A 25,339-nucleotide genomic window follows, 5' to 3' on the forward strand; every position below is an offset into this window, starting at 1 on the left:
CAGCGTCGAGCGCGGACGGGTCGGACGGCGGGGCGTCCGTGATGAGGGGTACGACGACGGGGCTGAGCCCGCGTGCACGCGCCTCGCGAGCGACCCGGTCGCCCCACGCGCCGCCGCGCGGGACGAGGACGACCGGGGGTCGCGCCTCGTCCGCGTCGGTGGCGGTGGGGTCCGTGGTGACCGCCTACTCCGCCGGGGTCGCGAGGCCAGGGCCCGCGGTGTGCGGACCGTCCGTGGTGTCCTCGGCGACGGTGCTCGCCAGGGCCGCCAGGTCGGCCGCACCGTTCTCGAGCAGCTCGGTCGCGACACGGCCGCCGACCGCGAGCGCCTCGTCGAGACGGTCCTGTGCCGAGCCCTCGAGCACGGCAGCGTGCGACGCGGTGCGGTACTCGGTGCCGTCGGGGCGGTAGACCGTCGCGGAGACGAGCAGGAGCTCGGCGTCCACCACGGCCGTCGCACCGATCGGCGCAGAGCAACCGGCCTCGAGCTTGGCGAGGACCTCGCGCTCGGCCGCCACCGTCAGGCGGGTCGGGGCGTGCTCGATCTTGCGGAGTGCGGCGAGCAGCCCACGGTCGGTCTCGTCCGAGCGGATCTCGACCGCGAGCGCACCCTGACCGGGAGCACTCGGCCAGAAGCCGAGGTCGAGCAGCTCGGTGGCGGCGGACAGGCGGTCGATGCGCCCGAGACCGGCGGCGGCGAGCACCACGGCGTCGAGGTCGTCGTCCACCCGGCCGAGGCGGGTGTCGATGTTGCCGCGGATGTCGACCACGTCGAGGTCCGGACGCGTCGCACGGAGCTGCGCGGCACGGCGGGGTGAGCCGGTGCCGACCTTGGCGTGCTCGGGCAGGGTCTCGACCGTCGCGCCGTTCCGGGCGACCAGGACGTCACGGGCGTCCGCGCGCTTCGGCACGGCACCGATCGTCAGGCCCGGGTACGGCGCGGTCGGCAGGTCCTTGAGCGAGTGCACGAGCACGTCGACCTCGCCCGCGACCAGGGCCTCGCGCAGGGCGCTCGCGAAGACACCGGTGCCGCCGAGCGACGCCAGGGAGGCACGGTTCGTGTCACCCTCGCTCGTGACGGTGACGAGCTCGACGGGGCGCCCGGCGGCCTTCGCCAGGCGGTCGGCGACGTCCTGGGACTGCGCGACCGCGAGCCGGCTGGCACGGGTGCCGAGTCGGATCGGGGTCGGACCGTCGGGCGCCGTGACGCTGGGGTCGTTCACGGTCGCGTCGGTCACGGGGCGACGCCGGCGGCGGCGGGCTTGAACCCCGCTCGTACGTTCTCGCAGCACCCCGGACGGCACACGTCGTACCAGGGGCCGATGTCGGTCATGTGCGGCCGCTCGGCCTTCGGCAAGCCGTTGACGCGCTCGAGCACCAGGTCGACGAGCCCGGACACGTACGCCGGGTCGATGCCGGGGGTCTGCGTGCGGAGCGACCAGAAGCCGAGCTCACCGGCGGTCTCGGTGGCTTCCTCGTCGAGGTCCCACATGACCTCCATGTGGTCGCTGACGAAGCCGAGCGGGACGATCAGCACGGCACGCGTCGGGCCGCCCGTGAGGTCCTCGTTCATGTAGTCGTTGATGTCGGGCTCGAGCCACGGCTGCGTCGGAGGGCCGGAGCGCGACTGGTAGACGAGCTTCCAGGCGGGCTTCGACGTGCCCCGCAGGTGGGCGTGCTCCGGCTGCTCGACGAGCTCGGACCAGGCCTGGTCGAGGACGACCTGGGCGACAGCCTGGTGCTGGGCGGCGTACGCACCGCCCGCACCGAAGCCGCGGTAGTCCGGACCGGACTTGGCCGCGTCGGTCGAGGGGATCGAGTGCGTCGAGAACAACACGTGCAGCTCGGTCGCGACGTCGAGGCCGTCGTTCTCGGCGATCGCCCGGGCCATGCCGTCACGGACGCCGTCGATGAAGGGGCGGACGAAGCCCGGGTGGTCGAAGAACTGTCGGATCTTGTCGATCTGGATCGTGTCGATCAGACCGGTCTCGTCGAGGACGCGAGCGTAGTCCTCGCGGTACTGCCGGCAACTGGAGAACGACGAGTACGCGCTCGTGGCGATGGCGACGAGCTTGTTGTAGCCCTTGTCGGCCGCCTCGGTGAAGGCTTCTTCGAGGTAGGGCTCCCAGTTCCGGTTGCCCCAGAGGACCGGCATGTCGATGCCGCGCGACGCCAGCTCGGCCTCGAGCGCGGCCTTGAGCGCACGGTTCTGAGCGTTGATCGGGCTCACGCCGCCGAAGTGGCGGTAGTGGTGCGCCACTTCTTCGAGACGCTCGTCCGGGATCCCGCGACCACGGGTGACGTTGCGGAGGAAGGGGATGACGTCGTCCTGGCCCTCGGGGCCACCGAACCCGGCGAGCAGGATCGCGTCGTAGGCGGTCGGCACCTCGACGTGCTCGGGACCGGACGCCGCCGCGGGGGTGGCGGCGAGGACCTGGCCGTTCGTGATCATGCTGGTGTCGGTCATGACAGCACCTCCGGGAGTTCGGCGGTCGTCACACGACGACCCGTGAAGAAGGGGACCTCTTCGCGCACGTGCATCCGCGCCTCGGTGTACCGGAGGTCGCGCATCAGGTCGACGAGGTCGACGAGGTCCGGGCTCTCGAGCGGCAGGATCCACTCGTAGTCGCTCAGGGCGAAGGTCGCGATGGTGTTCGTGAGCACGCGGCGGTACTTCGCGCCGGCCATGCCGTGGTCGCGGAGCATCTTCGAGCGCTCCTCTTCCGGCAGCAGGTACCACTCGTAGGAGCGGACGAACGGGTACACCGTGATCCACGCCTCGGGGTCCTTGCCGCGCAGGAACGCCGGGGTGTGCCGCTTGTTGAACTCGGCCTCGCGGTGCATCGCCATGACGTGCCAGACGGGCTCGGCGTCCTGGAACAGCCCCGTGCGACGGACCTGTCGCAGCACGGCCTGGATCGCCTGGGCGTCGTCGCCGTGCAGCCAGACCATGACGTCGGCGTCGGCACGGAAGCCGGAGACGTCGTAGAACCCGCGGATCGTGACCCCGCGCTCAGCTGCGCCGGTGATCACGGCGTCGAGCTCCGCGACGGCGTCGTCACCGACGCGGTGCACCGGGCCGAGCGGCCGACGGAACACTGCCCAGAGGGCGTACGCCGTCAGCATGTTCGGGTCGACCCCCGTCGCGGGGTCGCTCTCATGGGGAGAATCGTGCGTGGGCGCAGGCCCGGATTCGGCGGGCGCGGGCGCGTCGGAGCTCATGGATCCATTGTCCTATCGGTTGCCAGGGGTGTTGGCCGCCCCGCATCCGGTGGACCGCGCTCGGGCGGTCTACCGCCGTCGGAGCACCATCACGACGATACCCCCGACCACCACCACACCGGCTGCGAGACCAGCCAGGTACGGCACCGGCTTCTCGTCGATCCCGCGCTTGAGCTTCGACGCGGCGATCCCGATCTGCCTGGGGACGTTGAGCTTGTCCTCGATCGCATCGAGTGTGTCGAACAACTGGGCGCGGGTCGCGGCGACGCGGGCAGCGAGATCGTCGTGCGGATCGGTCACGGTTCCTCCGTCGATGGTGCGGCTGTCGGGGCTCAGGATCGGCCGTCGACGTCCGGCTTGCGGCTGCCGTACTGCGTCGGCGGGGTCGGCTTCTTGCCGAGGCCCTTGACCGCGTTGATGTCGTTCTTCACACTGTCGATCGTGCGCTTCGGCGTGATCGGCAGGCCCTTCTTCAGGCGCTTCCAGCCGATCCACCCCAGGATCGCGGCGACGATGAGCATCACCACGGCGATCACGAGTGCGGCCAGCCATGCGGGCATCACGGTCGCGAGGCCCATCACGGCAGCCGTCAGCAACACGCCGATCGCGTAGAGCACGATGACGAGCGCACCGACGAGCAGACCGGCTGCCAGCCCGAAGATCTTCGCCTTCGTGAGCATCTCGGCCTTGAGCAGGTCGATCTCGCCCTTGACCAGGCCCTTGACGAGCTTCGGGACGTCACCGACCAGGCCGAACAGCGAACGCGACTTGCGATCGCGGGTGTCCGTCATGAGGTGGTGGTGTCCTTCTTCTGGCCGACCTTGCGGACGGCCTTCTTGGTCGTCTCACCGATGAAGTCAGCGACGTCCGGCGTCTTGTCGGCGATGAAGTCCTCGGCGACGTGCACGCCCTTCTGGACGCCGTCGCTGTTCCAGACCTTGCCGCTGACGGTCTTGATCTGCTCGTACCGCGCCCGTCCGGCTCGCGATCCCAGGACGTACCCGAGTGCGGCGCCGGCGACGAACAGGAGCTTTCCGCGCATGTGCGATTCCTCCGTGCATTAGGTGTGCGGTGGTCATGCACCGAACGGAATACGTCCGGCGGTCTCACCAACAGTAGCCCTCGGACGCTGCGCGGTCCGCTCAGGATCCGAGGATCTGCCCGGCGGCGGTCCTGGCGGCACCGATCACACCCGCCAGGCCCCGTCCGGTTGAGGACTCACCGATCCCGACGACGCCCTCGGCCAACCCCGCAGCGGCGAGGTCCGGTCCGTACCACCCGACGCGGGCGGCGCCGTCGACGCGGTCTGCCGTGATCGGCACGCCGAGCAGCGTGGACGCGTCCTGCAGGGCACGGGTACCGACGGGGTCGGCCGGGTCGACCGGGAGGCTCGTGGCGACGTCCGCAGGGTCCGTCGCGGTGGTCGCGTAGCTGAGTCGCAGGACGTGGCGCCCGGCGGCCGCCTCGGCCAGCCACGTCCACTTCACCGTTGCGTGGGTGAGGGCCTTCGCCGTCACGGCCCGGGCATCGGGGTGCACGAGCATGCCCGTGCCGCGGGGGGCGGCGCCGAGCTCCGGCTGGTCGACCACGAGCGTGACGAGCTCGATGCCCGTCCGGTCCGGCGAGACGGTGCGCTCGGGGTCCGGCACCGACGACAGCGTGTGCTCGGCCGGCATGCGCTCGCTCGTACCGTCGGCCGTGACGATCTCGACGGCGTGCGCCTCGATCCGGGTCGCCCGGGTGTGCAACCGGACGTCCACGCCGTAGGTCTCCATGTCCGCGACGAGCTCGTCCACCAGGCGGACGATGCCGCCGCGGAGGCCCTGCACCGGCGTCCCCGCGGCGGCACGGGCGCGCAGGGACAGGACGGCACGGGCGAGCGAGCCCTCACGCAGCAGTGCCGCACGCAGGCCGGGAGCGACTCGGTCGGGGTCGAGCTGGTCGGGGTGCGTGGAGTGCACGCCGCCGGCGATCGGCACCACCAGGTCGTCGAGCACCCGCTCGCCCATGCGCCGACGGACGAGTTCACCGAGCGACGCGGCCTCGGCGCCGACCGGAGCGGGCAGCAGCGAGTCCATCTGGGCGCGGAGACCGCCCCGCTGCCCGACGACGGCGAGGACGTCGGCGGCCATCGGGGTGCTCGGGATGCCGAGGAGCCCGGTCGCCGGGATCGGGGAGGTCCGGCCGTCGCGGGTCATCAGCCAGGCGCCCCGGGGGTCCGGCGCCACGACGTCGTTGCCGAGGCCGAGCTCGATCGCCAGTCGACCGACGGCGTCCGTGCGGGTGGCGAACGAGTCCGCCGCCATGTCGAGCTCGAGACCGCCGACGGTGTGCCGGCGGATCATGCCGCCGAGGACCCCGGAGGCTTCGACGAGCACCACGTTCGCGCCGCCCTTGGCGAGGTCGCGGGCGCTGACGAGCCCGGCGACCCCGCCGCCGACCACGACGACGTCGGTCACGCGCCGGCTCCGTCCTGCGCAGCGCCGTCCTGCGCAGCGCCGTCGTCCGCGCTCCCGTCGCCGAGCGAGTGGACCAGCTCGACCACGCGCGTCAGGACGTCCGGGTCGGTCTCCGGCGGGACACCGTGGCCGAGGTTCACGACGTGCGCCCGGGCCGCGCCACCCCGACGGACGACGTCGCGGACGTGCGTTTCCAGGACATCCCACGGTGCCGAGAGCATCGCCGGGTCGATGTTGCCCTGCACGCTGACCCCGGTACCGACGCGACGCACGGCCTCGTCGAGCGGCAGACGCCAGTCGACGCCGACCGCGTCGACGTCGACGGTGTCCGTGCCGAAGGTCGTCATGTCGGCCAGGACCTCGCCGCTGCCGACGCCGAAGTGGATGCGCGGGACCCCGAGGTCGGCGACGTGCGCCATCGCCCGAGCGGAGTGCGGTGCGACGGACCGGACGTAGTCGGCGCGCGAGAGCGACCCGACCCACGAGTCGAAGAGCTGCACGGCCGAGGCCCCGGCGAGCACCTGCGCCCGGAGGAAGGCGCCGGACACCTCGGCAGCCCAGGCGAGCAGCCGTGACCAGGTCTCCGGGTCGGCGTGCATGAGGGTGCGGGCGCGGATGTGGTCCTTCGACGGGCCGCCCTCGACCAGGTAGGCGGCGAGGGTGAACGGCGCCCCCGCGAACCCGATCAACGGGGTGTCGCCGAGCTGCTCCACCGTGCGCTGGACCGCCTGCTGGATCGGGGCGAGGGCCGCCGGGTCGAGCTGCTCGAGCTCGTCGACGTCGGCGGGGGTGCGGATCGGGGAACCGAGCACGGGCCCGCGGCCGGGGACGATCTCGACGTCCACGCCCGCGAGCTTGATCGGCACGACGATGTCGCTGAAGAAGATGCCCGCGTCGACCCTGTGCCGGCGCACCGGCTGCAGGGTGATCTCCGACGCCATCTCCGGGTCGAGGCACGCGTCGAGCATGGCCGTGCCGATCCGGAGCTCCCGGTACTCGGGAAGCGACCGTCCGGCCTGCCGCATGAACCACACGGGGAGCGTCTCGGGGCGGTCACCCCGCAGGGCCCGGACCAGGCGGGAACCACTCGTCCGCCCTGATGCCAGGGGGTGGGAATCGGGGAGGGATGTGGTCGTCGCGTCGGTCACCGGATGATTCTCCCATCGAGCGCGTTACCATTGACTACGTGCTCATCTGTCTCACGGCGTCGCATCGCAACGCCAGCTTCGACCTCCTGGAGCGACTGAGCATCGGTGCACCCTCGGCGGCGAGCCGGCTCGTGACGGATGCCGGCGTCCTGGACGGCGCCGTGGTCCTCGCCACCTGCAACCGCTTCGAGGCCTACCTCGACATCGCGGGTGACGACAGCGGCTCCGCCGTGGCCGCCACCGTGCAGGCCGTGGCCGCCGCGAGCGACCTGGACTCCACCGAAGTGCTCGACTCCGTCAACGTCCTGGGTGGCAAGGACGTCGTCCAGCACCTGTTCGCCGTGTCGAGTGGCCTCGAGTCCGTCGTCGTCGGCGAGACCGAGATCTCCGGCCAGGTGCGTCGTTCGCTGGAGGAAGCCCGGTCGAACGGCACCACGACCTCCGACCTCGAGCGTCTGTTCCAAGAGGCTGCGCACACCTCCCGCGGCGTGAAGACCCGCACCCGCATCGGTGCCGCCGGCCGGTCCCTCGTGCGCCTCGGCCTCGAGCTCGCGTCCTCCCGCGTCACCGACTGGGCGCACACCCGCGTGCTGCTCGTCGGCACCGGCAGCTACGCGGCCACCACCATCGCCGCCCTGCGCGACCGCGGCGCCACGAACATCCAGGTGTTCTCGCCCTCCGGCCGGGCACCGTGGTTCGCCGCCAAGCACGACCTCGTCGCCGCCCGTGACCTGCGTCAGGCCATCGGCGAGAGCGACGTCCTGATCACCTGCACGTCGAGCGAGGTCCCGGTCGTCGCACCCGCCGACCTCGACGACGGCGTCCGCCGGATCGTCATCGACCTCGGGCTCCCCCGCAACGTGGACCCCGCGGCCGCCGGAGTCGACGGCGTCGAGCTGCTCGACCTCGAGACCATCAGCATCCACGCGCCGATCTCCGAGCTGAACGCCGAGTCCGAGGCCCGCGCGATGGTCGACGACGCCGTGTCCCGGTTCCGCGCGCAGGCGATGGAGCAGTCGACGACCCCCGCGCTCGTGGCGTTCCGCAAGCACGTGTTCGACATCCTCGACGACGAGATCGAGCGGGCCAAGCGCCGCGCGGACGCCGACGGCGAGTCCGTCGAGCACACCGAGCGGGCGCTCCGGCACCTGGTCGGCGTCCTGCTGCACCGTCCCTCGGTGCGCGCTCGCGAGCTCGGTCGCGCCGGACGCGGCGAGGAGTTCGTCGCGGCGATCGACTCCCTGTACGGCGTGCGCCCCGAGGCGGCGGCCGAGTTGCCGACACCGGTCGTCCCGTTGGCCGACCGCACGGCCCTGGACCCGACCGTCTCGGATCGCGACGACCAGGCGGACGCGAGCTGAGCCTCCCGGCCGACACGCAACCACCCACGCTGCGCGTGAGTGCGCTCCTGCTGGTGCGTGAGCGACGCGTCCTGATGGTGCGCGCGCGGGCCCGCGACGTGCTCTACCTGCCCGGCGGCAAGGCCGAGCCGCACGAGACCGACGTCGAGGCCGCCGTTCGCGAGGCGTACGAGGAGACCGGCCTGCAGCTGACCGCCGACGAGGTCGACCCGTTCGGCGTCGTGCTCGAGCCCGCCCACGGGCAGGGTCCGGGGACGATGGTCGCGATGACGCTGTTCCTGGTCCGGCCTGGAGGCGCGCTGGACTCCGCCACGCCCGTCGCCTCGGCAGAGGTGGACGAGGTCGAGTGGGTCACCTCGGCAGACGCGGGTCGCTGCCCGCCAGCTGGTGTGGAGACGCTCCGCCGCCTGGTGGCGGCGGAGCTCATCGACTGACCGTCATGCGCAGAGCGACGACGCAGAGGAACCCATGCTCAAGGATGAGTACTCATCCTTGAGCATGGGCTCGCTTCCGCTCGGGTTCGTCAGGCCTTGTCGGTGTCGGTGTACTCCCCGACCTCGCCGTTCTGCGCCGGGTCGGCCTCGCCGGGGATGTCCGAGTCGACGTACTCGCCGTCGGGTCCGGCTCCGTCCGGACGAGTCTCGCCGGGGATGTCGCTCGAGACGAACTCGCCGACCGGCTCCGTCGACTCGACGTGCTCCTCGCCCGGGATCTCGCTGTCCGTGAAGGCTCCGGCGCGGGGTTCGACCCCGTCCGCGCGACCCTCGTCGCCTCGTGCCTGTTCGTGCTTGCCCGTCATGTCCGACCTCCGCTGCTCGGGTTGCTTGCCTCGGAGTGTGCCCGCGGTCCCTGGACGCCGACCGAACCGGATGCGGCGTTCGGTGGTTGCCTGTGCACCATGCAACGCAGCAGCCGATCGAAGTTCCTGCTCGTCGTGACCGGGCTCGTCGCCGTCGGGACGCTGGCGGGGTGCGCCTCGGACGGGCAGCCCGCCGCCACCGAGACCGTCACCGCGCCTGCGCCGTCCGCGTCCGCGCCGCAGTCGTCGGAGGAGTCCACTTCGGCCGCGCCGTCGGCCGGTTCCGGGTCGTCCGCCGGTTCCGGTGCTTCCGGGGGCGACACCGCCGGTGACCGGTGCGTGGTGTCGTCGCTGGCCGGACGCATCGAGGCCGGCAGCGGTGGTGCCGCCGGCAGCGTCCTCGTGCACCTGGTGCTCGAGAACACCGGCTCGACGACGTGCACGGTGCAGGGGTGGCCGGGCGTCTCGTTCGTCGGGGGTGGCACCGGCAAGCAGATCGGCGCCGCAGCCACGCAGGAGAAGAGTTCATCGCACCCGACCGTGACGCTCGCACCCGGCAAGACCGCCGTGGCCCCGCTCAAGATCGTCCGGGCCGAGAACTACTCGGCGGGCGACTGCTCGCCGCAGACCCCGGACGGCTTCCGCGTGTACCCGCCCGGGTCGAAGCAGTCCCTGTTCGTGAAGGACACGGACTTCCAGGCGTGTGCGTCCGCTGACGCCTCGCTGCTGGCCGTGCAGGCGTTCGTGCCGGAGGGGCAGGCGACCTCGTAGCGGTCGGGCACGATGGTCACCGTGACCACCACGATCAGGGACGAACGCCCGGACACCGATGAGCTGGTGGTGCTGTACGACGCCGTCGGGTGGACCGCCTACACGCAGGACCCCGCGGCCCTCACCGCGGCGATCGTCGGCTCCCACAGGGTGCTGACCGCGCGCGATGACGCCGGACACCTGCTCGGCCTGGTCCGCACCGTCTCCGACGGCGTGACGATCGTGTACGTGCAGGACCTGCTCGTCGTGCCGTCCGCGCACCGGTCGGGCGTGGGCAGTGCGTTGCTCGGCGCCGTGCTGGATCGCTACGCCGGCGTTCGCCAGACAGTCCTGCTCACCGACGACGAGCCGGGGCAGCGCGCGTTCTACGAGTCACGTGGCTTCGTCGAGGCCCACGACGTCGAACCGCAGCCGCTGCGCTCCTTCGTGCTCCTGCGCTGAGCGGCGGCGGCACGGTCAGCGACGAGCGGGGGCGTGTACGGCCTCGAGCACCTCGGTGCCCATGGTCCGCAGCGCCTCGACCACGGCCAGGCGTCGCTGCAGCGAGGCGTCGTCGAACGTGATGGTCACGGCGTAGCTGACCGACGACCCGGGCCCCCGCAGGATCCCCGCCTCGGCCCGCACCCCCGTGCTCGAACCCGTCACCGCGACGGCCTGCAACCCGTGGTCCAGCGCCCGGTGCGCCAGCGGGTCGAGCCCGAAGGCCCCGGCGACCAGGGTGAGGTCACTGGCAAGGGACAACCAGCCGAGCACCCGGTTCGACACCGCTTCGTCGACGACCTCGCCGAGCGCCAGCCCGCGCATCACCCACGACAGCTCGCCGGTGGGTGCCACGGAGGCGTCGGGGGCGTCGTCCGGCCCACGGCGGTCACGGACGCGGTCGATCAGCGCCGTGCGCTCGATGCCGAGGGACTCGGCGCGCTCACGGACGGCGTCGATGCCGACGGTCGACAGCAGGGCGTTCATGGCCCAGGCGTCGGCCGTGGCCCCGACCAGGGTCGCCAGATCCGGCACCTGCATGGTCGGCTCCTGCAGGAACTGCCACAGCCCGGCGCCGGTCGCGGTGTCACGGGCCATGCGCTGCAGCCGATCACCGTGCAGGCGGCCGTCCTCGAGCTGGGCGGCGACCTCGATGAGCAGCAGGACGCGGCCCAGGCTCGCGACCGGCTGCACCAGGGTGTCGTCGATCGCGAGCAGGGCCTTGCCGCTGGAGGTGTCGATCACCGAGGCGCTGACCCCGGCGCCCTCGAGCGCGAGCGCGCCGAGGGCCTCGGTCGTGGCCGTGAAGCGGTCGTCGGGCCGCCCGCTGTGCCGCCCGCGACCCCGGCCGCGACCTGCTGCACGGTCGTCCGGTCGCCGGCGGCGCGACGACCGAGCCGCGTCCGGCTCCGACATCACCAGATGGCGACGCGCTCGGCGGGGTCCAGGTACATCGCGTCCTGCTCGGTCACGCCGAAGGTGTCGTAGTAGACGTCGATGTTCCGCACGACCTGGTTGCACCGGAACTCGGTCGGCGAGTGCGGGTCGATGCTCAGCAGGCGGGCGGCCTCTTCCGGACGGATCGCCATGCGCCAGGCCTGGGCCCAGCTCAGGAAGAACCGCTCGGCGCCGGTGAGCCCGTCGATGACCGGGGGCTCCTGGCCGTCGAGGGACAGCAGGTACGCCTTCCACGCGATCGACAGGCCACCGAGGTCGCCGATGTTCTCACCGATCGTCAGGGCACCGTTGACGTGGCCGTCGGGCACCTCGGACGGCACCAGGGCGTCGTACTGGGCGATGAGGGCCTTCGTGCGCTGCTCGAACGCCGTGCGGTCGGCTTCGGTCCACCAGTTCTCGAGCTTGCCGTCGCCGTCGTACTGCGAGCCCTGGTCGTCGAAGCCGTGGCCGATCTCGTGGCCGATGACCGCACCGATCGCACCGTAGTTCGCCGCGGCGTCGCGGCCGGCCTCGAAGAACGGGAACTGCAGGATGGCGGCCGGGAACACGATCTCGTTGAAGCCCGGGTTGTAGTACGCGTTGATCGTCTGCGGGGTCATGAACCACTCGTCCCGGTCGATCGGCTTGCCGATCTTGCCGAGCTCGCGGTCGACCTGGAACGAGGCGACGGCGCGGACGTTGGCGAGCAGGTCGTCGGCGCGCACGGGCAGCGCCGAGTAGTCGCGCCACTTCACCGGGTAGCCGATCTTCGGCGTGAACTTGTCGAGCTTGTCGAGCGCGCGGGCACGGGTCTCGTCGGTCATCCAGTCGAGCGCCGTGATGCTGTGCCGGTACGCCTCGACCAGGTTGGCGACGAGGTCGTCCATCTTGGCCTTCGAGGTCTCGTCGAAGTGCTCCTGCACGTAGATGCGGCCGACGGCCTCGCCCATCGCGCCCTCGACCAGGGAGACACCACGCTTCCAACGCTCGCGCTGCTTGGGCGCACCCGTCAGTGCGGTGCCGTAGAACGAGAAGTTCGTGGCCGAGAACGCGCTCGTCAGGTACGCGGCGGAGCCACGGATGACCTGCCAGCGCAGCCAGTCCTTCCAGACCTCGAGCGGCTGGTCGTTCAGCAGGTCGGCCAGGCCGGTGATGAACGAGGGCTCGCGGACCACGACGGTCTCGAAGGCGCCGGCGGGGGCTTCGATGGCCTGCCACCAGATCTGCAGGTCGACGCCCTTCGCGAGCGCCGCGACCTCGGCCCACGGCAGCTTGTTGTAGGTCTTCTGGCTGTCACGCGTGGTGACGTTGTCCCAGTGCTTCGATGCCAGCGCCGTCTCGAGCGCGATGACGTGCTCGGTGCGGGCACCGCCGTCGTCCAGGCCGGCGAGCGGGAACATCGCCGCGACGAACTCGCGGTACTTCTCGCGGATGTCGGCGAAGCGCTCTTCGCGGTAGTACGACTCGTCGGGCAGCCCCAGGCCGGACTGCTCGAGGAACACCACGTAGGACTCGGGGTCGCCCGGGTCGTTGTCGACGAAGAGCTGCAGGAAGCTCGGCAGGCCCAGGCGCTCGAAGCGACCGACGGCGGCGATGACCTCTCGCGTGGACTCGATCGCGGTGATCTCGGCGAGCAGGTGCTCGATCGGGGCGGTGCCGAGCTCCTCGAGCCGCGCTTCGTCGGTGAACGAGGTGAAGAGGTCACCGACCTTGCGCTCCTCGGTGCCGGGGGCGGCCTGCTGCGAGCGCTCGATGATGTCGCGCACGGCGATCTCGGCAGCCTCGGCCAGCACCGTGAAGGAGCCGTACCGGGCCTTGTCGTCGGGGATCGGCGTCGCCGCGATCCAGGTCCCGTTCACGTGGCGGTACAGGTCGTCCTGGGGGCGCACCGCGGGGTCGAGTTCGTCAGTGTGGATGCCGGAGGCACGTGCGACGTCGGTCATGCGGTCCACGATAGCCACCGTCCCCATGGGGCCGGTCGATCCGGGTCGTCACCTGTGGACGGCGGCCGGTACGGTCATCGCATGGGACTTCCGTGGAAGCTACACGGCGACGGCAAGACCGTCTCCGCGACGACGATCGTGACACCGGACGAACGCCTGACCTGGCCCCGGACGATCGGCCTCGGCGTGCAGCACGTGGTCGCGATGTTCGGTGCCACGTTCCTGGTGCCGCTGCTCACCGGGTTCCCGCCGTCGACGACGCTGCTGTTCAGCGGCATCGGCACGATCCTGTTCCTGCTCATCACGGGCAACCGCCTGCCGAGCTACCTCGGCTCGTCCTTCGCGTTCATCGCCCCGATCGGTGCCGCCACCAAGATCGGCGGCATCCCGCTCGCCCTGTCCGGCATCATCGTCGTCGGCGCGCTGCTCGCGATCGTCGGGCTCGTCGTGCACCTGGCCGGTGCCGGCTGGATCGACCGGCTGATGCCACCCGTGGTGTCCGGTGCGATCGTCGCCCTGATCGGCTTCAACCTCGCTCCGGCGGCCCGCGACAACTTCACGGCGGCCCCGGTCATCGCGCTCATCACCCTGGCGGCGATCATCCTGGTCACCGTCCTGTTCAAGGGCCTGATCGGCCGCCTGTCGATCGTCATCGGCGTGCTGGTCGGCTACGTCGCCGCGCTCATCGGCGGCCAGGTCGACTTCTCGAAGGTCGACGCCGCCCCGTGGATCGGTCTGCCGGAGTTCACCGCCCCCGCGTTCGACCCGTCGCAGCTCGCCATCTACCTGGCGTTCGTGCCGGTCGTGCTGGCGCTCGTCGCCGAGAACGTCGGTCACGTGAAGGGCGTCGGGCAGCTCACCGGCCGCGACCTCACGCCCCTCACCGGGCGCGCGCTCTTCGCCGACAGCATCTCGACCGTCCTGGCGGGCGTCGGCGGCGGCTCCGCCACCACCACCTACGGCGAGAACATCGGCGTGATGGCCGCCACCCGCGTCTTCTCCACCGCCGCCTACTGGGTCGCCGCCATCGCGGCCGTCCTGCTCGGCCTGTCGCCGAAGATCGGTGTCGTCATCTCCTCGGTGCCGGCCGGCGTGCTCGGCGGCGCCACCACCGCGCTCTACGGCCTGATCGGGGTCATCGGCATCCGGATCTGGGTCGAGAACCGCGTCGACTTCTCGAAGCCGAAGAACCAGTTGACGGCCGGCATCGCCCTGATCATCGGCATCGCGGACTTCACGTTCCGCTTCGGCCAGGCGAGCTTCGGCGGCATCATCGTCGGCACGATCGCCGCCATCGTCGTCTACCACCTGATGGACCTGATCGGCCGGGCGCGCGGCACCGACGAACCCTCGACCGAGGTCGCCGACCCCGCCCACTCCGCCACCGGCGCCGCCCCCGCACGGCCGCGCGCCGACTGACGCGGGTGGTCGGCCGGACGGCGCCCCGCGCCTGACGACGTGGGAACACCGGACGGGAGGCCCGTGGCGGCGTCGCCACGGGCCTCCCGTCCGTCCTGGCGTCGCGCGCACCCGTCTGGTGACCACGACTGGTCGGCATCGCCGACAGAATGGGTCGGTGCACCGACCGACGCGACCCGCTGTGACCGCTGAGCGGCGCGCGGTCGACCGCGACATCGTGCGGCTGGCGGTGCCGGCGCTCGGCGCGCTCGTGGTCGAGCCGCTGTTCCTGCTGACCGACACCGCGCTCGTCGGGCACCTGGGGGCGACGCCGCTGGCGGCCGTGGGATTGGCGAGTGCCGTGCTGTCGACGGTGACCGGGCTGCTGGTGTTCCTGGCGTACTCGACGACGCCGGCCGTGGCGCGGGCGCTCGGCGGTGGCGATCGTCGCGGAGCCGTGCACGCGGGCATCGACGGGATGTGGCTCGCGCTCGTGCTGGGGGTGGTGCTGGCCCTGTTCGGGTGGCCGCTCGCCGGGCCGCTCGTCGACCTGTTCGGCGCGTCGACCGAGGTGTCCGCGGCGGCGACCACGTACCTGACCATCTCGCTGATCGGGCTGCCCGGCATCCTGCTCGTGACGGCCTCGACCGGGCTGCTGCGCGGACTGCAGGACACGAAGACCCCGCTCGTCGTCGCGACCGTCGGGTTCGTCGCGAACGGGCTGCTCAACGCCGTCCTGATCTACGGCGCCGGCTGGGGCGTCGAGGGATCCGCCGCCGGCACCGTCATCGTGCAGTGGGCGATGGCCGTCGTCTACGTCCGCATCGCGGTGCGGGCAGCCCGGTCGTCGGGGGCGCCGCTGCGACCCGGCGCCTCCGGCGTCGCACGGGCCCTGCGGTCGGGAGCCTGGCTGTTCCTGCGGACCGCGTCGCTGCGGATCGCGATGCTCGCGACCGTCGGGGCCGCTGCCGGGCTGGGGACCACCGGGCTGGCGACGACCCAGGTCGGGCTGACCGTCTTCTCGACGCTGGCGTTCGCGCTCGACGCCCTGGCGATCGCCGGGCAGGCGCTCGTCGGACACGGGCTCGGGGCGCGCGATCCCTCGCGGGTGCGGTTGGTCACGCGGCGGCTCGTGCTGCTCGGGATCGCCGGTGGTGTGCTGCTCGGGGTGCTGACCCTGGCGGTGAGCGGAGTGCTCGGGCCGGTGTTCTCGGACTCGCGGGCGGTGCGGGACGCCCTGCCCGTCGTGCTGGTGCTCATCGCCGTCGGGATGCCCGTCGCCGGGTACGTCTTCGTGCTCGACGGGGTGTTAATCGGTGCCGGGGATGCGCGGTACCTGGCCATCGCCGGAGGCGTGAACCTCGTCGTGTACCTGCCGTTGCTGTGGTGGGCCGGTGGGACGCTCGCGGGGTTGTGGGCGGCGTTCGCCCTCGGATACATCGGGGTCCGGGCGGTGACGCTCGGGGTGCGGGCGCACCGGCGCGGATGGGTGGAACAGGCGTTGGCGCGGTGAGCGGGCCTGGTTCTTCTGCTGAACCTTCGTCGGCTGGGCCTGCTTCGTCTGCTGGACCTGATTCTCCTGCGGCACCGTCGTCGTCGGTGGCTTCGTCGGCCGTGCTCGCCACAGTCGGCATCGGGGTGCAGGGTGTCACGAAGCTGCTCGTGACCGTCGTCGTCGGGCGGGTGTTCGGCACCGAGACCCTCGGACAGACCACCGCCCTGCTGTCGCTCTCGGTGTTCGTCGCCCTGCTCTGGCCGAACGCCGCGGGCAACACCGCGTCGCGGTTCCTGGCGATCGCGCTGCGGCGTCGGCACTCCGATGCCGCAGTGAACCGGCTGCTCGGGGTCTCGATGCTGGTGTCGAGCGTGGTGCTCGCGGCGGTCACCGTGCCGGTCGCGCTGGCCTGGGGCAACGGCCCCGGCATGGTGCTCGGCGGCGCTGCGGTCGTCGTCGGCTACGGCCTCTACTGCTACGCCCGCGGCGCGCAGCTCGGCTACGACCGGGCGCCGCGCGTCGCACTGTGGGACTCGGTGACGAGCGTGCTGGCGCTCGGGTTGCTCGTGGTGGCGTGCGTCGCGCGGCTCGAGCCGTTCGTGCTGCTTCCCCTGGCCACCGGGTACACGGTGTTCGCCATCGCGTGCTGGCCGCGGGGCAACGGCTTCGCACCTGCTTCTCGCGAACCCGCCGCCGGGGTGCTCGGATTCGCGGCGTGGAACGTGCTGGCCGTGGTGACCTCGAACGGGTTGCTGCAGTTGACGATGATCTCGGCGCAGGTGACGTCGTCGGCGCACGACGCCGGTGTCTACGCCGCCGCGTTCACCCTGGCGACGCCGGCGTCGATGCTCGGGCAGGCGTTGGGGCAGGTGCTCGTGCCGGCGTTCGCGCACCGGACCGATGGTGGCTCGTTGCGCTCGCGTGGGGCGCTGCTGCTCGTCGTCGGGTTCGCTGCTGCTTCCGCCGTCGTGCTCGGCCTGGTCGCACTGCTCGCCGGGTGGTTCCTGCCGATCGTCTACCCCTCCGAGGGTGCCGCTGCCGTCGCCGACCTGCGGTACCTGATGGTCGCGGTGTGGGTGTTCACCGTCGGGCTCGTGCCGGCGGCATTGCTGCTCGCCGCTGGACGCTCACGGCAGGTCGCCCTGGCTTCGGTCGCGGGGTTCGTCGTCGGCGCTGGGCTCATGGCTGCGCTTGGGCCGACCGCAGGTGTTGCGGGTGGGACGACGGGGTTCCTGGTGGGGAGTGCGGTGAACCTGGTTGCGGTGGTCGGGCTCGGAGTGCGGCGGGGCTGACCGCCCGCGAGCAGCGTTGCCGCACCCGGCTGGCTGCTCGCCGCAGGAACGCCCGACCCGACGCCGCTCCCGTACGCGGAGCCGGTGCTCCCTCGCGGCAGCTGGCCGTTCTAAGCGGATTGAGACGATGCGGTTCGAAGCTGTGACATGGAACCGTACTGGCTGAGGAGGCTGACGAACTCGGCCTCGTCGTGGAACGAGACAATGCCGCGGCCGTGGTCCTTGGCGGCTTCGATGACGAATCGCACGGCACTCTCGACGACGCGAAGGTCGGTGGCTCCGGTGGCCGATCCGGCGACGGCAGTCTCGGTCGTGATCGCGACACCGACCACGGGGGCGTCGGTGGCGGTCGCTGGCTGCATGATCGAGTTCACGTGGAACACCCCGTTGCCGTAGGGGGTGATGTCCTGGGTTGTGATCGGCAGGACAGCCGGCGCCACACCGGTGGTCCGGGCGACCACGTCGAGCAGTGTTTCGGACACGCGGAGGATCCAACCGTCTTTGACCGTGGGAGTGATCGCGAAGCCGCGGTGATTGAGGACGCGGTTTCCCTTGGTGGTGTCGACGGAGAGGATTGCGTCCATCTCGGGCCGGACCTCGAGGTCGTTCGCGACGGCCATGTCGACGGCCGAGTCCATGAACGGCACCGGGTCGTGGGGCTGCGTCGGAGCGTCCGGGTCGACGTGCGTGGCGATGATGACGTCCCCGTCCAGCACGTCACCACGCCGGGCCATGTCGAGCAGCTTCGCGGCCGCGGCGATCACGGTGAGGGCGCCGTCGCCATCCGAGACGAATCCGATCTGTTCGGGTCGGGCACCGAGTCCGCCCAAGCGTCCGAGCAGCCCGAGTGTCGGGGCGTCGCCACCGGCGGTCTTGCCGCGCCGGCCCGGGATCGTGATGCGGACGAAGTCGGTGGCGCCCTTCTCACCGGTCACGGTCTCGACCTCGGCGGTCGGGCCGCCGTCAGCGGTGTACCCAGCGAGGAATGCGGCGACCGCGGCTCCGGACGTGTTCGGGTCGTCGAGCAGGTCGTAGGCGGCGAGGGTGTGGGTCCAGGACATGGTGCTCCTTGCGTGGTTCGTGGGGATGATGGTCGTTCGTTCAGCTGTTGGCGCCGCGGGCGGCCGTACCGGCGGCCAAGACCGCGTCGATGACCGGACGTCGATGTCGGTCGTGAGCCGGTCGGACCAGGCTGACCGTCCCGATCACCGGGCGATCGCCGTGGCGGTCCGCAATCCGTCGAGGACCTCCGCCGCCAGGCGGGCGGCGACCGAACGCGCCAGGACGACCGGGAGGCCCGTGGCAGCTGCGACCACCCGCCGCATGTGCTCGGTGTAGCCGATGCAGTCGAGCGCGATGAGCTCCGCCCCGCCTTCCAGCAGGCAGCGCGCCGCATCTGCCAGGGTCGCGTCCGTCCCGGTGTACGGAGAGCTCGGCGCGGTCAGGACATGCTGCCCGGCAAGGCGCCGGGCGAACTTCGCGACGGTGAAGTCCTGCTGCGCCGGGAGTGGACAGACCACGCCGACCCGCGCACTGCCGGCACCACCGACCGCGGTCGCGAGCGCTGCCGTCCCGAGGGCGATGAGCGCATCCGGAACGAACAACGGTTTCGTGTGCGGGAGCGCATCGAACGGACCGGTGCACGCGAGGAACACGGCGTCGACCTCGGCCTCGAGCGCTGCGAGGACGCCGGGCAGCCGCTCCTGGACCTGTCGTTCGCCGATCTCGATGGATCCACCGTCCGCCAGTCTCGTCGTGAGTACGTGGTCGTCGTCGGCTGGCCCCATCGTGGCGAGTGCTTCGGCGCTCATGGCGTCGAGGACACCGCGTTCGACGAGTTCCACGCCGGGGAGCCAGCGCGACAGCTCGGGGGTGAGGTCGATGCGGGGGGCCTGGCCGATGGTGACGACGCCGAGGCGGGTCACAGGATCTTCCCGAGGGAGAAGACGGAGTCGCCGGCGATGAGCCCGGCGCCCGTCAGGGAAACCTCACGCTCGCCCTTCTCACCACGGGCCTTCTTCCAGATGCCACGGAGCACCAGGGCGCCGAGGACCATCCAGCCAGCGTTGGCGGTGCTGATGAGGAGGCCGGTGGCCAGCAGGACGCCCATCTGGCGCTTCGGACCGCCGAGGATCTGCACGACGGCGCCGGGGATCGCCCAGAGGAGCAGGTTGCCGATCGCGTGGCCGTCACCGAGACCGGCGCGGATGGTGTCGGCGTAGACGATGGCGGTCGGCGGGATGGCTCCGTCGGCGAAGAGCCCTCGCCAGAGCAACGCCACCATGCCGATCGAGACGGCGAATCCGATCATGCTCGCGATCATTTGCTGGCGGCGGCCGTCCATCTCGTAGGCGGTGTACGGACGACGGTCGCGACGGAGGATCCACCCGGCCTTGAAGTCGTAGCCCATGTCGGCGAACGCGGGGCCGGTGGCGGCGCAGTAGCCGACGACCAGCGCGAGCGGGACGGCGGGGATCTGCAGGAGGAGCCCGACGACCAAGAAGATGAGCGTCACGGCGAACGCCGGGAACCACCCTGCGTGCATGGCAGCCAGGCCGACGATGAGCTCGTGGACCAGCGCGGCGACCCCGGCGAACAGCACCCATGCGATCACCGCAGCGACGGGCATGTCTGCCCAGACGCCGCCCAGCGTGGCGAGGACCAGCGCACCGATGACGTACGCGACGTAGCCCGAACCGAGCACGCGTCGGAGCTGCCGGGGCTGGACCGTCGGAGCCAGCGAGGGGTCGGCGGCGACGACATCGCGCGCTGCCTCGGCCTCTGCTCGCTCGCGCTTGCTGACCCGTCCAGCAAGGATCATGCCGACCTGCACGAGGGCGACGACGCCCGCCCCGATCATCACGCCGTGCGGGATGTACAGCTCGGCGAGGTTCACGTCCAGCAGCACCGGGGCGTACTGGTTCACGAGCAGGCCGACGCCGAACATCATCAGCGCCCAGACGTTCCCGATCATCGCGATGCCGGCGGCGGACATCGGCAGTCCGAGGAAGGACGCCCCGATACCGACCGCGGTACCCCCGACGAGCCAGAGCGCCTGCTTGCCGCCGCGGTCGCCCGCCTTGATCGTCTCGGCGGCTGCGACCCCGGGAGGCCACGCGGCGTCGGCCGGCAAGAACTTCGAGCCGAACGCCTTGTACAGGACCAACGCGTCGATGACGAGTCCGAGCGACGCGCCCAGCAGCATCGGCCAGACCAGGTCGGCGCGGCCGAACGCGAACGGCACGGCGATGGGCGTGATGAGCGAGTTCGCCGCGGCGAAGGTGGATCCGGAGATCGCGCTCTGGGCGAGGTTCTGCCGGTTCACGTCGCGCATCTTCCGGAGCCCGAAGAACCCGATACGTCCGATGAGCATCGCGATCACGGCACCGATGACGCTGGTGTTCGGCGAGACGCCGAGGGTCGTGATCATGTGGATGCCGATCAACGCACCGAGGATGCTCACCAGGATCGTGATGACGAGCATCAGCGGTTGCAGGGCGCTCGGGTGGCGCTCCGACCGCGCTGCGGTCGGAGGTGTGACGGTCTGCTGGGCCATGGCAGGTACTGTGCCGTCTCGATCGAGGAGAGCGGAAGCAAATCCCACTATCTGGGAGTTACAGTCACATTTCGGGCGAATCCTCCCTAGGCTGCCGGTGTGCCGACTCCCTCTCCGACACCGCTGCAGACCGTCGATCGAGCGCTCGAGGTCTTGCTGTCCTTCGACGAGTACCGCAAGGAGTGGGGCGTGCTGGAGCTCGCCGAGGAGTTCGGACTGACCCGCTCGACAGCACAGCGCCTGCTCGCCGCTCTCGCCGCCCGCGGGTTCCTGCACGCCGATCCGCACACCCGGCGCTACCGCCTCGGCCCGGCCATCTGGAAGACCGCGGCGATGTGGGAACGCGGTGGTGGACTCGCAGCCCTGAGCGAGCCGTTCCTCGCGGACCTCGCCCGCGAGACCGACCGGACGGCGCTGTTCTGCACGCCCGACGGCGCCTACGTTCGCTGCATCACCGCAGTGGACGGTGTCGACGGCCCCCGGCGGGCGCACCCGTACATCGGCGACGTCTTCCCCGCCCACGCCGGGGCCACCTCGCGCGCGTACTTCGCGTTCCTGGTGCCGACCGAACGCTCAGCCCTGCTGCACGGACGCCCCTCGGCAAGGTACTCGGAGCTGACCGAAGTCGACGAGGACGCACTCCGTCAGCTCTTCGACGGCACGGTGCTGGGCGGGTACGCCGCCTCCGAGGGCGAGTTCGACGCCACATCACGCGCGATCGCCGTGCCGGTCTTCGCCGGTCGTCGGCCCGTCGGCTCGCTGTCACTGCTCGAGGACAAGACGACCGAGCACGACGACCTCTTGATCGACGCGCTCCCCACCCTCCGCACCACGGCCGACGCGCTGAGCGACCTCCTCTCGAACCGGCCGCCCGCCGCTCCCCGACGGGACTGGCGGCGTGGCCGGGGCACCACATCGACGAACGGACCCCGATGACCCAGGCCCTCCTCTTCTCCAACTCGACCAACCACGGCGGCGCGTACCTCGGGCACGCCCTGGACGTCCTCGCCGACCACTACGACGGCGTCGCAGAGGTCCTGTTCGCGCCGTGGGCCCTCGCCAATCACGACCAGTACGTGGAGCGGGTCGCACCGGCGTTCCGATCGATCGGCATCAGCGTTCGCGGACTCCACACCATCGATGACCCCGCCGCGGCCGTGAGGGATGCAGATGCCCTCTACGTCGGCGGCGGAAACACCTTTCGACTGACCGCCGCGCTGCACCGTCACGGCCTCATCGACGCCATCCGCACAGCAGCGGTCAACGGCGGACTCCGCTACGGCGGAGCAAGTGCTGGCACAGTCGTCGCGGCTCCGACAATGCGCACCACGAACGACATGCCGATCGCTGAACCCACGTCATTCACGACGCTCGGCCTTGTGCCTTTCCAGATCAACCCGCACTACCTCGACGCTGACCCGACCTCGACCCACGCTGGTGAGACCCGCGAGCAACGACTCGCCGAGTTCCTCGAACAGAACGACGCCGCCGTCCTCGGCCTGCGAGAAGGCACCTGGCTCCAACTCAAACCAGAGAGCGACGGGCAGAACTCCGCAACCATCGGCGGGCACCCGACCTTGCACAGCGCAGCAGGCCCAGCCGTGCTCCTGCAACGCGGACACCCCATACGCGAAGTCGCCGGCGACGTCTCCGAACTACTCCACCTCATCCCGCGATACGACACGGCCATCTAGCCCACGGCCACACCATCACGCGAGGCGGACAGCCCGACGTGAGGTTTGAGCCCGGCAGACCCCGCCACGTGCGACGCCGATAGCGGTCTCTTATGTCAGCACGATTGGCGAGGACGGCAGCCCTGCAGACAGGGACGTCGTCGCACCTGCCCTTTCAGTCAATTCCGAGATCATCTCCCAGATCCTCAGTTACACCATCGAGCGACGCCTCACCTGTTGTGAGCTGACGCACACGGCTTGCGAGGCGGCGCTGCACCGCCTGGATCTGCGGGTCACCGTTTTCGCGCTCATATTGCGTGAGCAACTGGATTGCATCATCCACCGCACTGAAATCGTTGTACCGCTCAGCCAGAGACAGCCCAATCTCCCCCAGGGTCTTATAACTGTACAGATCCGACCCGTACCTCGCAATACACGAATTGATCGTATTCAAGGCGTCTAGCAGGATTGCATGCCTATCCGAGTCTTCGACAAGCGTTATAACCTCCGACTTACGAAGCGCCACCTGTGCCTTATACCTTTGCAGGACCGCATCGGTACCATTCACGCGCTCGGCTACCGCAATCTCGTTGCTCGCTTCGGGCAGCATGTCTCGAGACAGGAACAGCTTTGCGAGTCGCCGTCGGGGTGTCCTATGGGCAGGGATGACATCGATAAGACGCCTGTACGCCGCGATCTGATCTCCAAAACTCGTCAAACGAGCTATGCCCAGGCCTTCGGTAGCAAGCGCGACCGCCGTTTCCATCTCGATGTCTACACTTGGGTTCAAGCCGTTGATCAGGTCAAAAAATAGATTACGAATCTCGTCTTGATCAGCAAACTTAACACGCGCGATCACGGTAGCGATGACGTCATGTCTTGTCTCCCACCCGAATATGCCTCTTCCGCCATCGATGACATGCTCAAAGACTACGCCTTCAAGTTGCGCCAGGACCGCGTCGAGTGATGTTGCGTCTAGGCCTAAAAGGCGCAGAATAAGCTGCCTATGCACGTGGCCGCCAAGTGCTTGCACCGCGGCCACGTATCGGTATACCTCGCGTGCATCTTGACTGAGCGTGAAATACTCTTGCAAGAGAAGATCGTCGAGGTTATCGTTGGCGAAGATATTCTTTAGGCAAACGAACATCTCTGAACTGCACTTATTCTTCAAGCGCGAGAGGCGCGCGCCTCGACTGAGGTGAAGGAAGCTCTGCTCAACAAGTTGCTTGATCTCCGGACGGCGATCGAGCAACGCGACAAGTTCATCGAGGTCGCTGCGCTCGAGGACAGAAAGGCGAACATTGCTACCACGGGAGAAAAATCCCGGCGATTTTCGCGATACTTTCCATCGGGCGGCGTCCACAGTGACGACCACTCGCAAGCTCGGGCGGTCGAGCCCTGCGAGTGCATCAACGAGCTTGTTGACCTCCCTCAAATGGCGATAGCAGTCGTCGATCAGAAGCACGCCATCTTGACCTGCTTCACGGAGCCGCTTTTCGGCGTCCAACCATGAAGCTACATCGAGTGGAACGTCGGGACGGTGCTCCCAAGTGGGTACGCCACGTTGCGACAACTCCAGCATGAACGCGCGGGCGAGAGAAGTTTTACCAACTCCCCGCGCGCCTTCAACGACATGGAAATACCCCCGCGCACCCTTGAATGCGTCTCGCATTCGGTGCTGCGCCACCCGCGATATTGTCAGGCCCTGTTTGATATCGGCATAAGATGCCGGCGATCCGTTGAATAGCTTGGTAACGTTCGTCTCCAGCGCTGTTGCATGAGTGACATCAATAGTGGTCACTACTAGGGAAGCTGATAGCAGTGAACTACCGCTGGACGTGGAGTACGCTCTCGTCTCTCGAGTCTTTCCGGCACCGATGAGAGCCAAGAGAAAAGTGTCCAGGTCCGCGTGGACTACTTCCAAGCCGATGCGGGTATACAACTCAGCACGGTCAGCGTCGTATTGGTGCACCAGTAAGAAAACGCGCGTGTTGACGCCCTCGGCGCGAAGAGCGACAACTTGCTTAGCGAGCTCTTTCAGGTGCCGGTCCGCAAGTGACTGACCAATGATGACAGTGTCCCCTGTGAACATGTCCCCTTGCAGGGAATTGAAGAGTGTCTGTCGATATCGCTCAAAATCGTCGTAATCACTCTCGGTAATCAGCATTCGGCTTCTATGCCCGTCTGCCGAATCCTGCGTGACGCAGCCGTGAATCTTGTAAAGGGAGGTAACTTCCTGCGTCCTTGGTTTCCCTATATCAAAGTTAGAGCGATAAACGTCGATGGACCGTCCGAATTGTAGGTACGCCTGTTCCACCAAGGTGTCGAAATTGGTGGTGTAGATGGACAACCAGTCGAAGTTTGGGAGTGCAAGCAGACCCGAAGTTGGGTGCAATCCTTTGAGCGCCGAGCGAACCTCGGCCACCAGCGCGGGCCGACCCTTGCGATTCTCTACGAGTTGAGCCACCTCTGCCAGCTCGGCTTCATCTGGATCGAGATGGATGAGCCGTCCAAGCCGCCGGGCAAGGACGGCACCACTCGGTGCTCCGGAAGGAATGGACGCACCTGCTCCGAAGAGCAGGGCGGTGCGAGTGGGCGTCAGGGTCTGCGCCAGCTCATGAACATCCATAGTTACCTCAATGATCAGGGCTCGGGACCCCGCGATGGCGGCTACCGACGTTGGCAGCCGGGGAAACTTTACCCGCCCCGACTACGATTTCGAGACTCGCTCATACTCGGCCGTCGTTTGGCGAGTAGGACGCCGAAGTCAAGAGCGCTGCAGTAGCACTGCATCCCTCGCCCCTCTA

General features: G+C 69.6%; 24 protein-coding genes. 9 read left to right on the forward strand and 15 right to left on the reverse strand.

The window, feature by feature from the left end; genetic code table 11:
- Positions 1–184: 184 nt before the first annotated feature.
- From hemC to hemE, 8 genes are all read right to left on the reverse strand, one after another.
- On the reverse strand, positions 185–1,237 hold the full coding sequence (gene hemC, locus ITJ56_RS12590) for a hydroxymethylbilane synthase (protein ID WP_323749802.1): 1,053 nt from the start codon (positions 1,235–1,237) through the stop codon (positions 185–187).
- Complete coding sequence (locus tag ITJ56_RS12595) at positions 1,234–2,466, reverse strand: ferrochelatase (protein WP_194630955.1); 1,233 nt, start codon at positions 2,464–2,466, stop codon at positions 1,234–1,236. Before ITJ56_RS12595 ends, hemC begins: the two co-directional genes overlap by 4 nt.
- Positions 2,463–3,221: a hydrogen peroxide-dependent heme synthase gene (hemQ, locus tag ITJ56_RS12600; RefSeq protein WP_194630956.1), complete on the reverse strand. Its 759-nt coding sequence runs from the start codon at positions 3,219–3,221 to the stop codon at positions 2,463–2,465. Before hemQ ends, ITJ56_RS12595 begins: the two co-directional genes overlap by 4 nt.
- Positions 3,222–3,290: 69 nt before the next feature.
- Positions 3,291–3,521, reverse strand: coding sequence for a DUF3618 domain-containing protein (locus ITJ56_RS12605; RefSeq protein ID WP_194630957.1), 231 nt, complete (start codon positions 3,519–3,521; stop codon positions 3,291–3,293).
- 32 nt (positions 3,522–3,553) lie between these two features.
- Complete coding sequence (locus tag ITJ56_RS12610) at positions 3,554–4,012, reverse strand: phage holin family protein (protein WP_194630958.1); 459 nt, start codon at positions 4,010–4,012, stop codon at positions 3,554–3,556.
- Positions 4,009–4,263, reverse strand: a complete 255-nt coding sequence (locus ITJ56_RS12615) for a hypothetical protein (RefSeq protein ID WP_194630959.1) — start codon at positions 4,261–4,263, stop codon at positions 4,009–4,011. Before ITJ56_RS12615 ends, ITJ56_RS12610 begins: the two co-directional genes overlap by 4 nt.
- A 100-nt stretch (positions 4,264–4,363) precedes the next feature.
- Positions 4,364–5,680, reverse strand: coding sequence for a protoporphyrinogen/coproporphyrinogen oxidase (locus ITJ56_RS12620; protein WP_323749803.1), 1,317 nt, complete (start codon positions 5,678–5,680; stop codon positions 4,364–4,366).
- Positions 5,677–6,828 carry a uroporphyrinogen decarboxylase gene (gene hemE / locus ITJ56_RS12625; protein WP_323749804.1) on the reverse strand — a complete coding sequence of 384 codons (1,152 nt, stop codon included), beginning with the start codon at positions 6,826–6,828 and terminating at the stop codon, positions 5,677–5,679. The genes ITJ56_RS12620 and hemE overlap by 4 nt, the downstream gene beginning before the upstream one ends.
- Positions 6,829–6,866: 38 nt before the next feature.
- On the opposite strand from hemE, the gene ITJ56_RS12630 reads away from it, so the two are divergent.
- Positions 6,867–8,189, forward strand: coding sequence for a glutamyl-tRNA reductase (locus tag ITJ56_RS12630; protein ID WP_194630960.1), 1,323 nt, complete (start codon positions 6,867–6,869; stop codon positions 8,187–8,189).
- Positions 8,190–8,224: 35 nt separating this feature from the next.
- On the forward strand, positions 8,225–8,623 hold the full coding sequence (locus tag ITJ56_RS12635; protein WP_194630961.1) for an NUDIX hydrolase: 399 nt from the start codon (positions 8,225–8,227) through the stop codon (positions 8,621–8,623).
- An 89-nt stretch (positions 8,624–8,712) separates the two neighbouring features.
- Here ITJ56_RS12635 and ITJ56_RS12640 read toward each other — a convergent pair whose 3' ends face one another.
- Positions 8,713–8,988, reverse strand: coding sequence for a hypothetical protein (locus ITJ56_RS12640; RefSeq protein ID WP_194630962.1), 276 nt, complete (start codon positions 8,986–8,988; stop codon positions 8,713–8,715).
- A 99-nt stretch (positions 8,989–9,087) separates the two neighbouring features.
- Here ITJ56_RS12640 and ITJ56_RS12645 point away from each other — a divergent pair, with 99 nt between their 5' ends.
- Complete coding sequence (locus ITJ56_RS12645) at positions 9,088–9,759, forward strand: DUF4232 domain-containing protein (RefSeq protein ID WP_194630963.1); 672 nt, start codon at positions 9,088–9,090, stop codon at positions 9,757–9,759.
- 21 nt (positions 9,760–9,780) lie between these two features.
- A complete protein-coding gene (locus ITJ56_RS12650) occupies positions 9,781–10,200 on the forward strand; it encodes a GNAT family N-acetyltransferase (protein WP_416354780.1) in 420 nt (139 codons plus the stop codon).
- A 15-nt stretch (positions 10,201–10,215) separates the two neighbouring features.
- Here ITJ56_RS12650 and ITJ56_RS12655 read toward each other — a convergent pair whose 3' ends face one another.
- Positions 10,216–11,154, reverse strand: coding sequence for a serine hydrolase (locus ITJ56_RS12655; RefSeq protein WP_194630965.1), 939 nt, complete (start codon positions 11,152–11,154; stop codon positions 10,216–10,218).
- Complete coding sequence (locus tag ITJ56_RS12660) at positions 11,154–13,118, reverse strand: M13 family metallopeptidase (RefSeq protein WP_194630966.1); 1,965 nt, start codon at positions 13,116–13,118, stop codon at positions 11,154–11,156. The genes ITJ56_RS12655 and ITJ56_RS12660 overlap by 1 nt, the downstream gene beginning before the upstream one ends.
- An 81-nt stretch (positions 13,119–13,199) precedes the next feature.
- On the opposite strand from ITJ56_RS12660, the gene ITJ56_RS12665 reads away from it, so the two are divergent.
- The 3 genes from ITJ56_RS12665 (at position 13,200) to ITJ56_RS12675 (ending at position 17,303) form a co-directional block, all read left to right on the forward strand.
- Positions 13,200–14,537 (forward strand): uracil-xanthine permease family protein, encoded by a 1,338-nt coding sequence (locus tag ITJ56_RS12665; protein ID WP_194630967.1) that lies wholly within the window; start codon positions 13,200–13,202, stop codon positions 14,535–14,537.
- Between the two features lie 181 nt (positions 14,538–14,718).
- On the forward strand, positions 14,719–16,029 hold the full coding sequence (locus tag ITJ56_RS12670) for an MATE family efflux transporter (RefSeq protein ID WP_194631011.1): 1,311 nt from the start codon (positions 14,719–14,721) through the stop codon (positions 16,027–16,029).
- Positions 16,030–16,115: 86 nt separating this feature from the next.
- Entirely contained in the window at positions 16,116–17,303 is a 1,188-nt protein-coding gene (locus ITJ56_RS12675; RefSeq protein ID WP_194630968.1) for a lipopolysaccharide biosynthesis protein, read from the forward strand.
- A 110-nt stretch (positions 17,304–17,413) separates the two neighbouring features.
- Here ITJ56_RS12675 and ITJ56_RS12680 read toward each other — a convergent pair whose 3' ends face one another.
- The 3 genes from ITJ56_RS12680 to ITJ56_RS12690 all read right to left on the reverse strand — a co-directional run bounded on the left by ITJ56_RS12680 (position 17,414) and on the right by ITJ56_RS12690 (position 20,859).
- Complete coding sequence (locus ITJ56_RS12680; protein WP_194630969.1) at positions 17,414–18,364, reverse strand: DUF1177 domain-containing protein; 951 nt, start codon at positions 18,362–18,364, stop codon at positions 17,414–17,416.
- 144 nt (positions 18,365–18,508) lie between these two features.
- Positions 18,509–19,228, reverse strand: a complete 720-nt coding sequence (locus ITJ56_RS12685) for an AroM family protein (protein WP_194630970.1) — start codon at positions 19,226–19,228, stop codon at positions 18,509–18,511.
- Entirely contained in the window at positions 19,225–20,859 is a 1,635-nt protein-coding gene (locus ITJ56_RS12690; protein ID WP_194630971.1) for an OPT/YSL family transporter, read from the reverse strand. Before ITJ56_RS12690 ends, ITJ56_RS12685 begins: the two co-directional genes overlap by 4 nt.
- A 99-nt stretch (positions 20,860–20,958) precedes the next feature.
- Between ITJ56_RS12690 and ITJ56_RS12695 the strand changes: the two genes are divergently transcribed.
- Together ITJ56_RS12695 and pepE are read left to right on the forward strand one after the other, a co-directional pair.
- Positions 20,959–21,795, forward strand: a complete 837-nt coding sequence (locus ITJ56_RS12695; protein ID WP_194630972.1) for an IclR family transcriptional regulator — start codon at positions 20,959–20,961, stop codon at positions 21,793–21,795.
- Positions 21,792–22,553, forward strand: a complete 762-nt coding sequence (gene pepE / locus ITJ56_RS12700; protein WP_194630973.1) for a dipeptidase PepE — start codon at positions 21,792–21,794, stop codon at positions 22,551–22,553. The genes ITJ56_RS12695 and pepE overlap by 4 nt, the downstream gene beginning before the upstream one ends.
- A 154-nt stretch (positions 22,554–22,707) precedes the next feature.
- On the opposite strand, the gene ITJ56_RS12705 is transcribed toward pepE, so the two are convergent.
- Positions 22,708–25,161 (reverse strand): SIR2 family protein, encoded by a 2,454-nt coding sequence (locus ITJ56_RS12705; protein WP_194630974.1) that lies wholly within the window; start codon positions 25,159–25,161, stop codon positions 22,708–22,710.
- Positions 25,162–25,339 lie beyond the last annotated feature (178 nt).

This window comes from Curtobacterium sp. VKM Ac-1376 (assembly GCF_015351025.1).
Classification (GTDB): domain Bacteria; phylum Actinomycetota; class Actinomycetes; order Actinomycetales; family Microbacteriaceae; genus Curtobacterium.

Excerpts from the sequence above, each read along its gene's own strand:
- ITJ56_RS12690 (WP_194630971.1), bottom strand. The coding sequence starts at position 20,859 with ATGGCCCAGCAGACCGTCACACCTCCGACCGCAGCGCGGTCGGAGCGC.
- pepE (WP_194630973.1), top strand. The coding sequence starts at position 21,792 with ATGACCCAGGCCCTCCTCTTCTCCAACTCGACCAACCACGGCGGCGCG.
- ITJ56_RS12595 (WP_194630955.1), bottom strand. The coding sequence starts at position 2,466 with ATGACCGACACCAGCATGATCACGAACGGCCAGGTCCTCGCCGCCACC.
- ITJ56_RS12680 (WP_194630969.1), bottom strand. The coding sequence starts at position 18,364 with ATGTCCTGGACCCACACCCTCGCCGCCTACGACCTGCTCGACGACCCG.
- ITJ56_RS12640 (WP_194630962.1), bottom strand. The coding sequence starts at position 8,988 with ATGACGGGCAAGCACGAACAGGCACGAGGCGACGAGGGTCGCGCGGAC.
- ITJ56_RS12655 (WP_194630965.1), bottom strand. The coding sequence starts at position 11,154 with ATGTCGGAGCCGGACGCGGCTCGGTCGTCGCGCCGCCGGCGACCGGAC.
- ITJ56_RS12705 (WP_194630974.1), bottom strand. The coding sequence starts at position 25,161 with ATGGATGTTCATGAGCTGGCGCAGACCCTGACGCCCACTCGCACCGCC.
- ITJ56_RS12610 (WP_194630958.1), bottom strand. The coding sequence starts at position 4,012 with ATGACGGACACCCGCGATCGCAAGTCGCGTTCGCTGTTCGGCCTGGTC.
- ITJ56_RS12660 (WP_194630966.1), bottom strand. The coding sequence starts at position 13,118 with ATGACCGACGTCGCACGTGCCTCCGGCATCCACACTGACGAACTCGAC.
- ITJ56_RS12665 (WP_194630967.1), top strand. The coding sequence starts at position 13,200 with ATGGGACTTCCGTGGAAGCTACACGGCGACGGCAAGACCGTCTCCGCG.
- ITJ56_RS12645 (WP_194630963.1), top strand. The coding sequence starts at position 9,088 with ATGCAACGCAGCAGCCGATCGAAGTTCCTGCTCGTCGTGACCGGGCTC.
- hemQ (WP_194630956.1), bottom strand. The coding sequence starts at position 3,221 with ATGAGCTCCGACGCGCCCGCGCCCGCCGAATCCGGGCCTGCGCCCACG.
- ITJ56_RS12615 (WP_194630959.1), bottom strand. The coding sequence starts at position 4,263 with ATGCGCGGAAAGCTCCTGTTCGTCGCCGGCGCCGCACTCGGGTACGTC.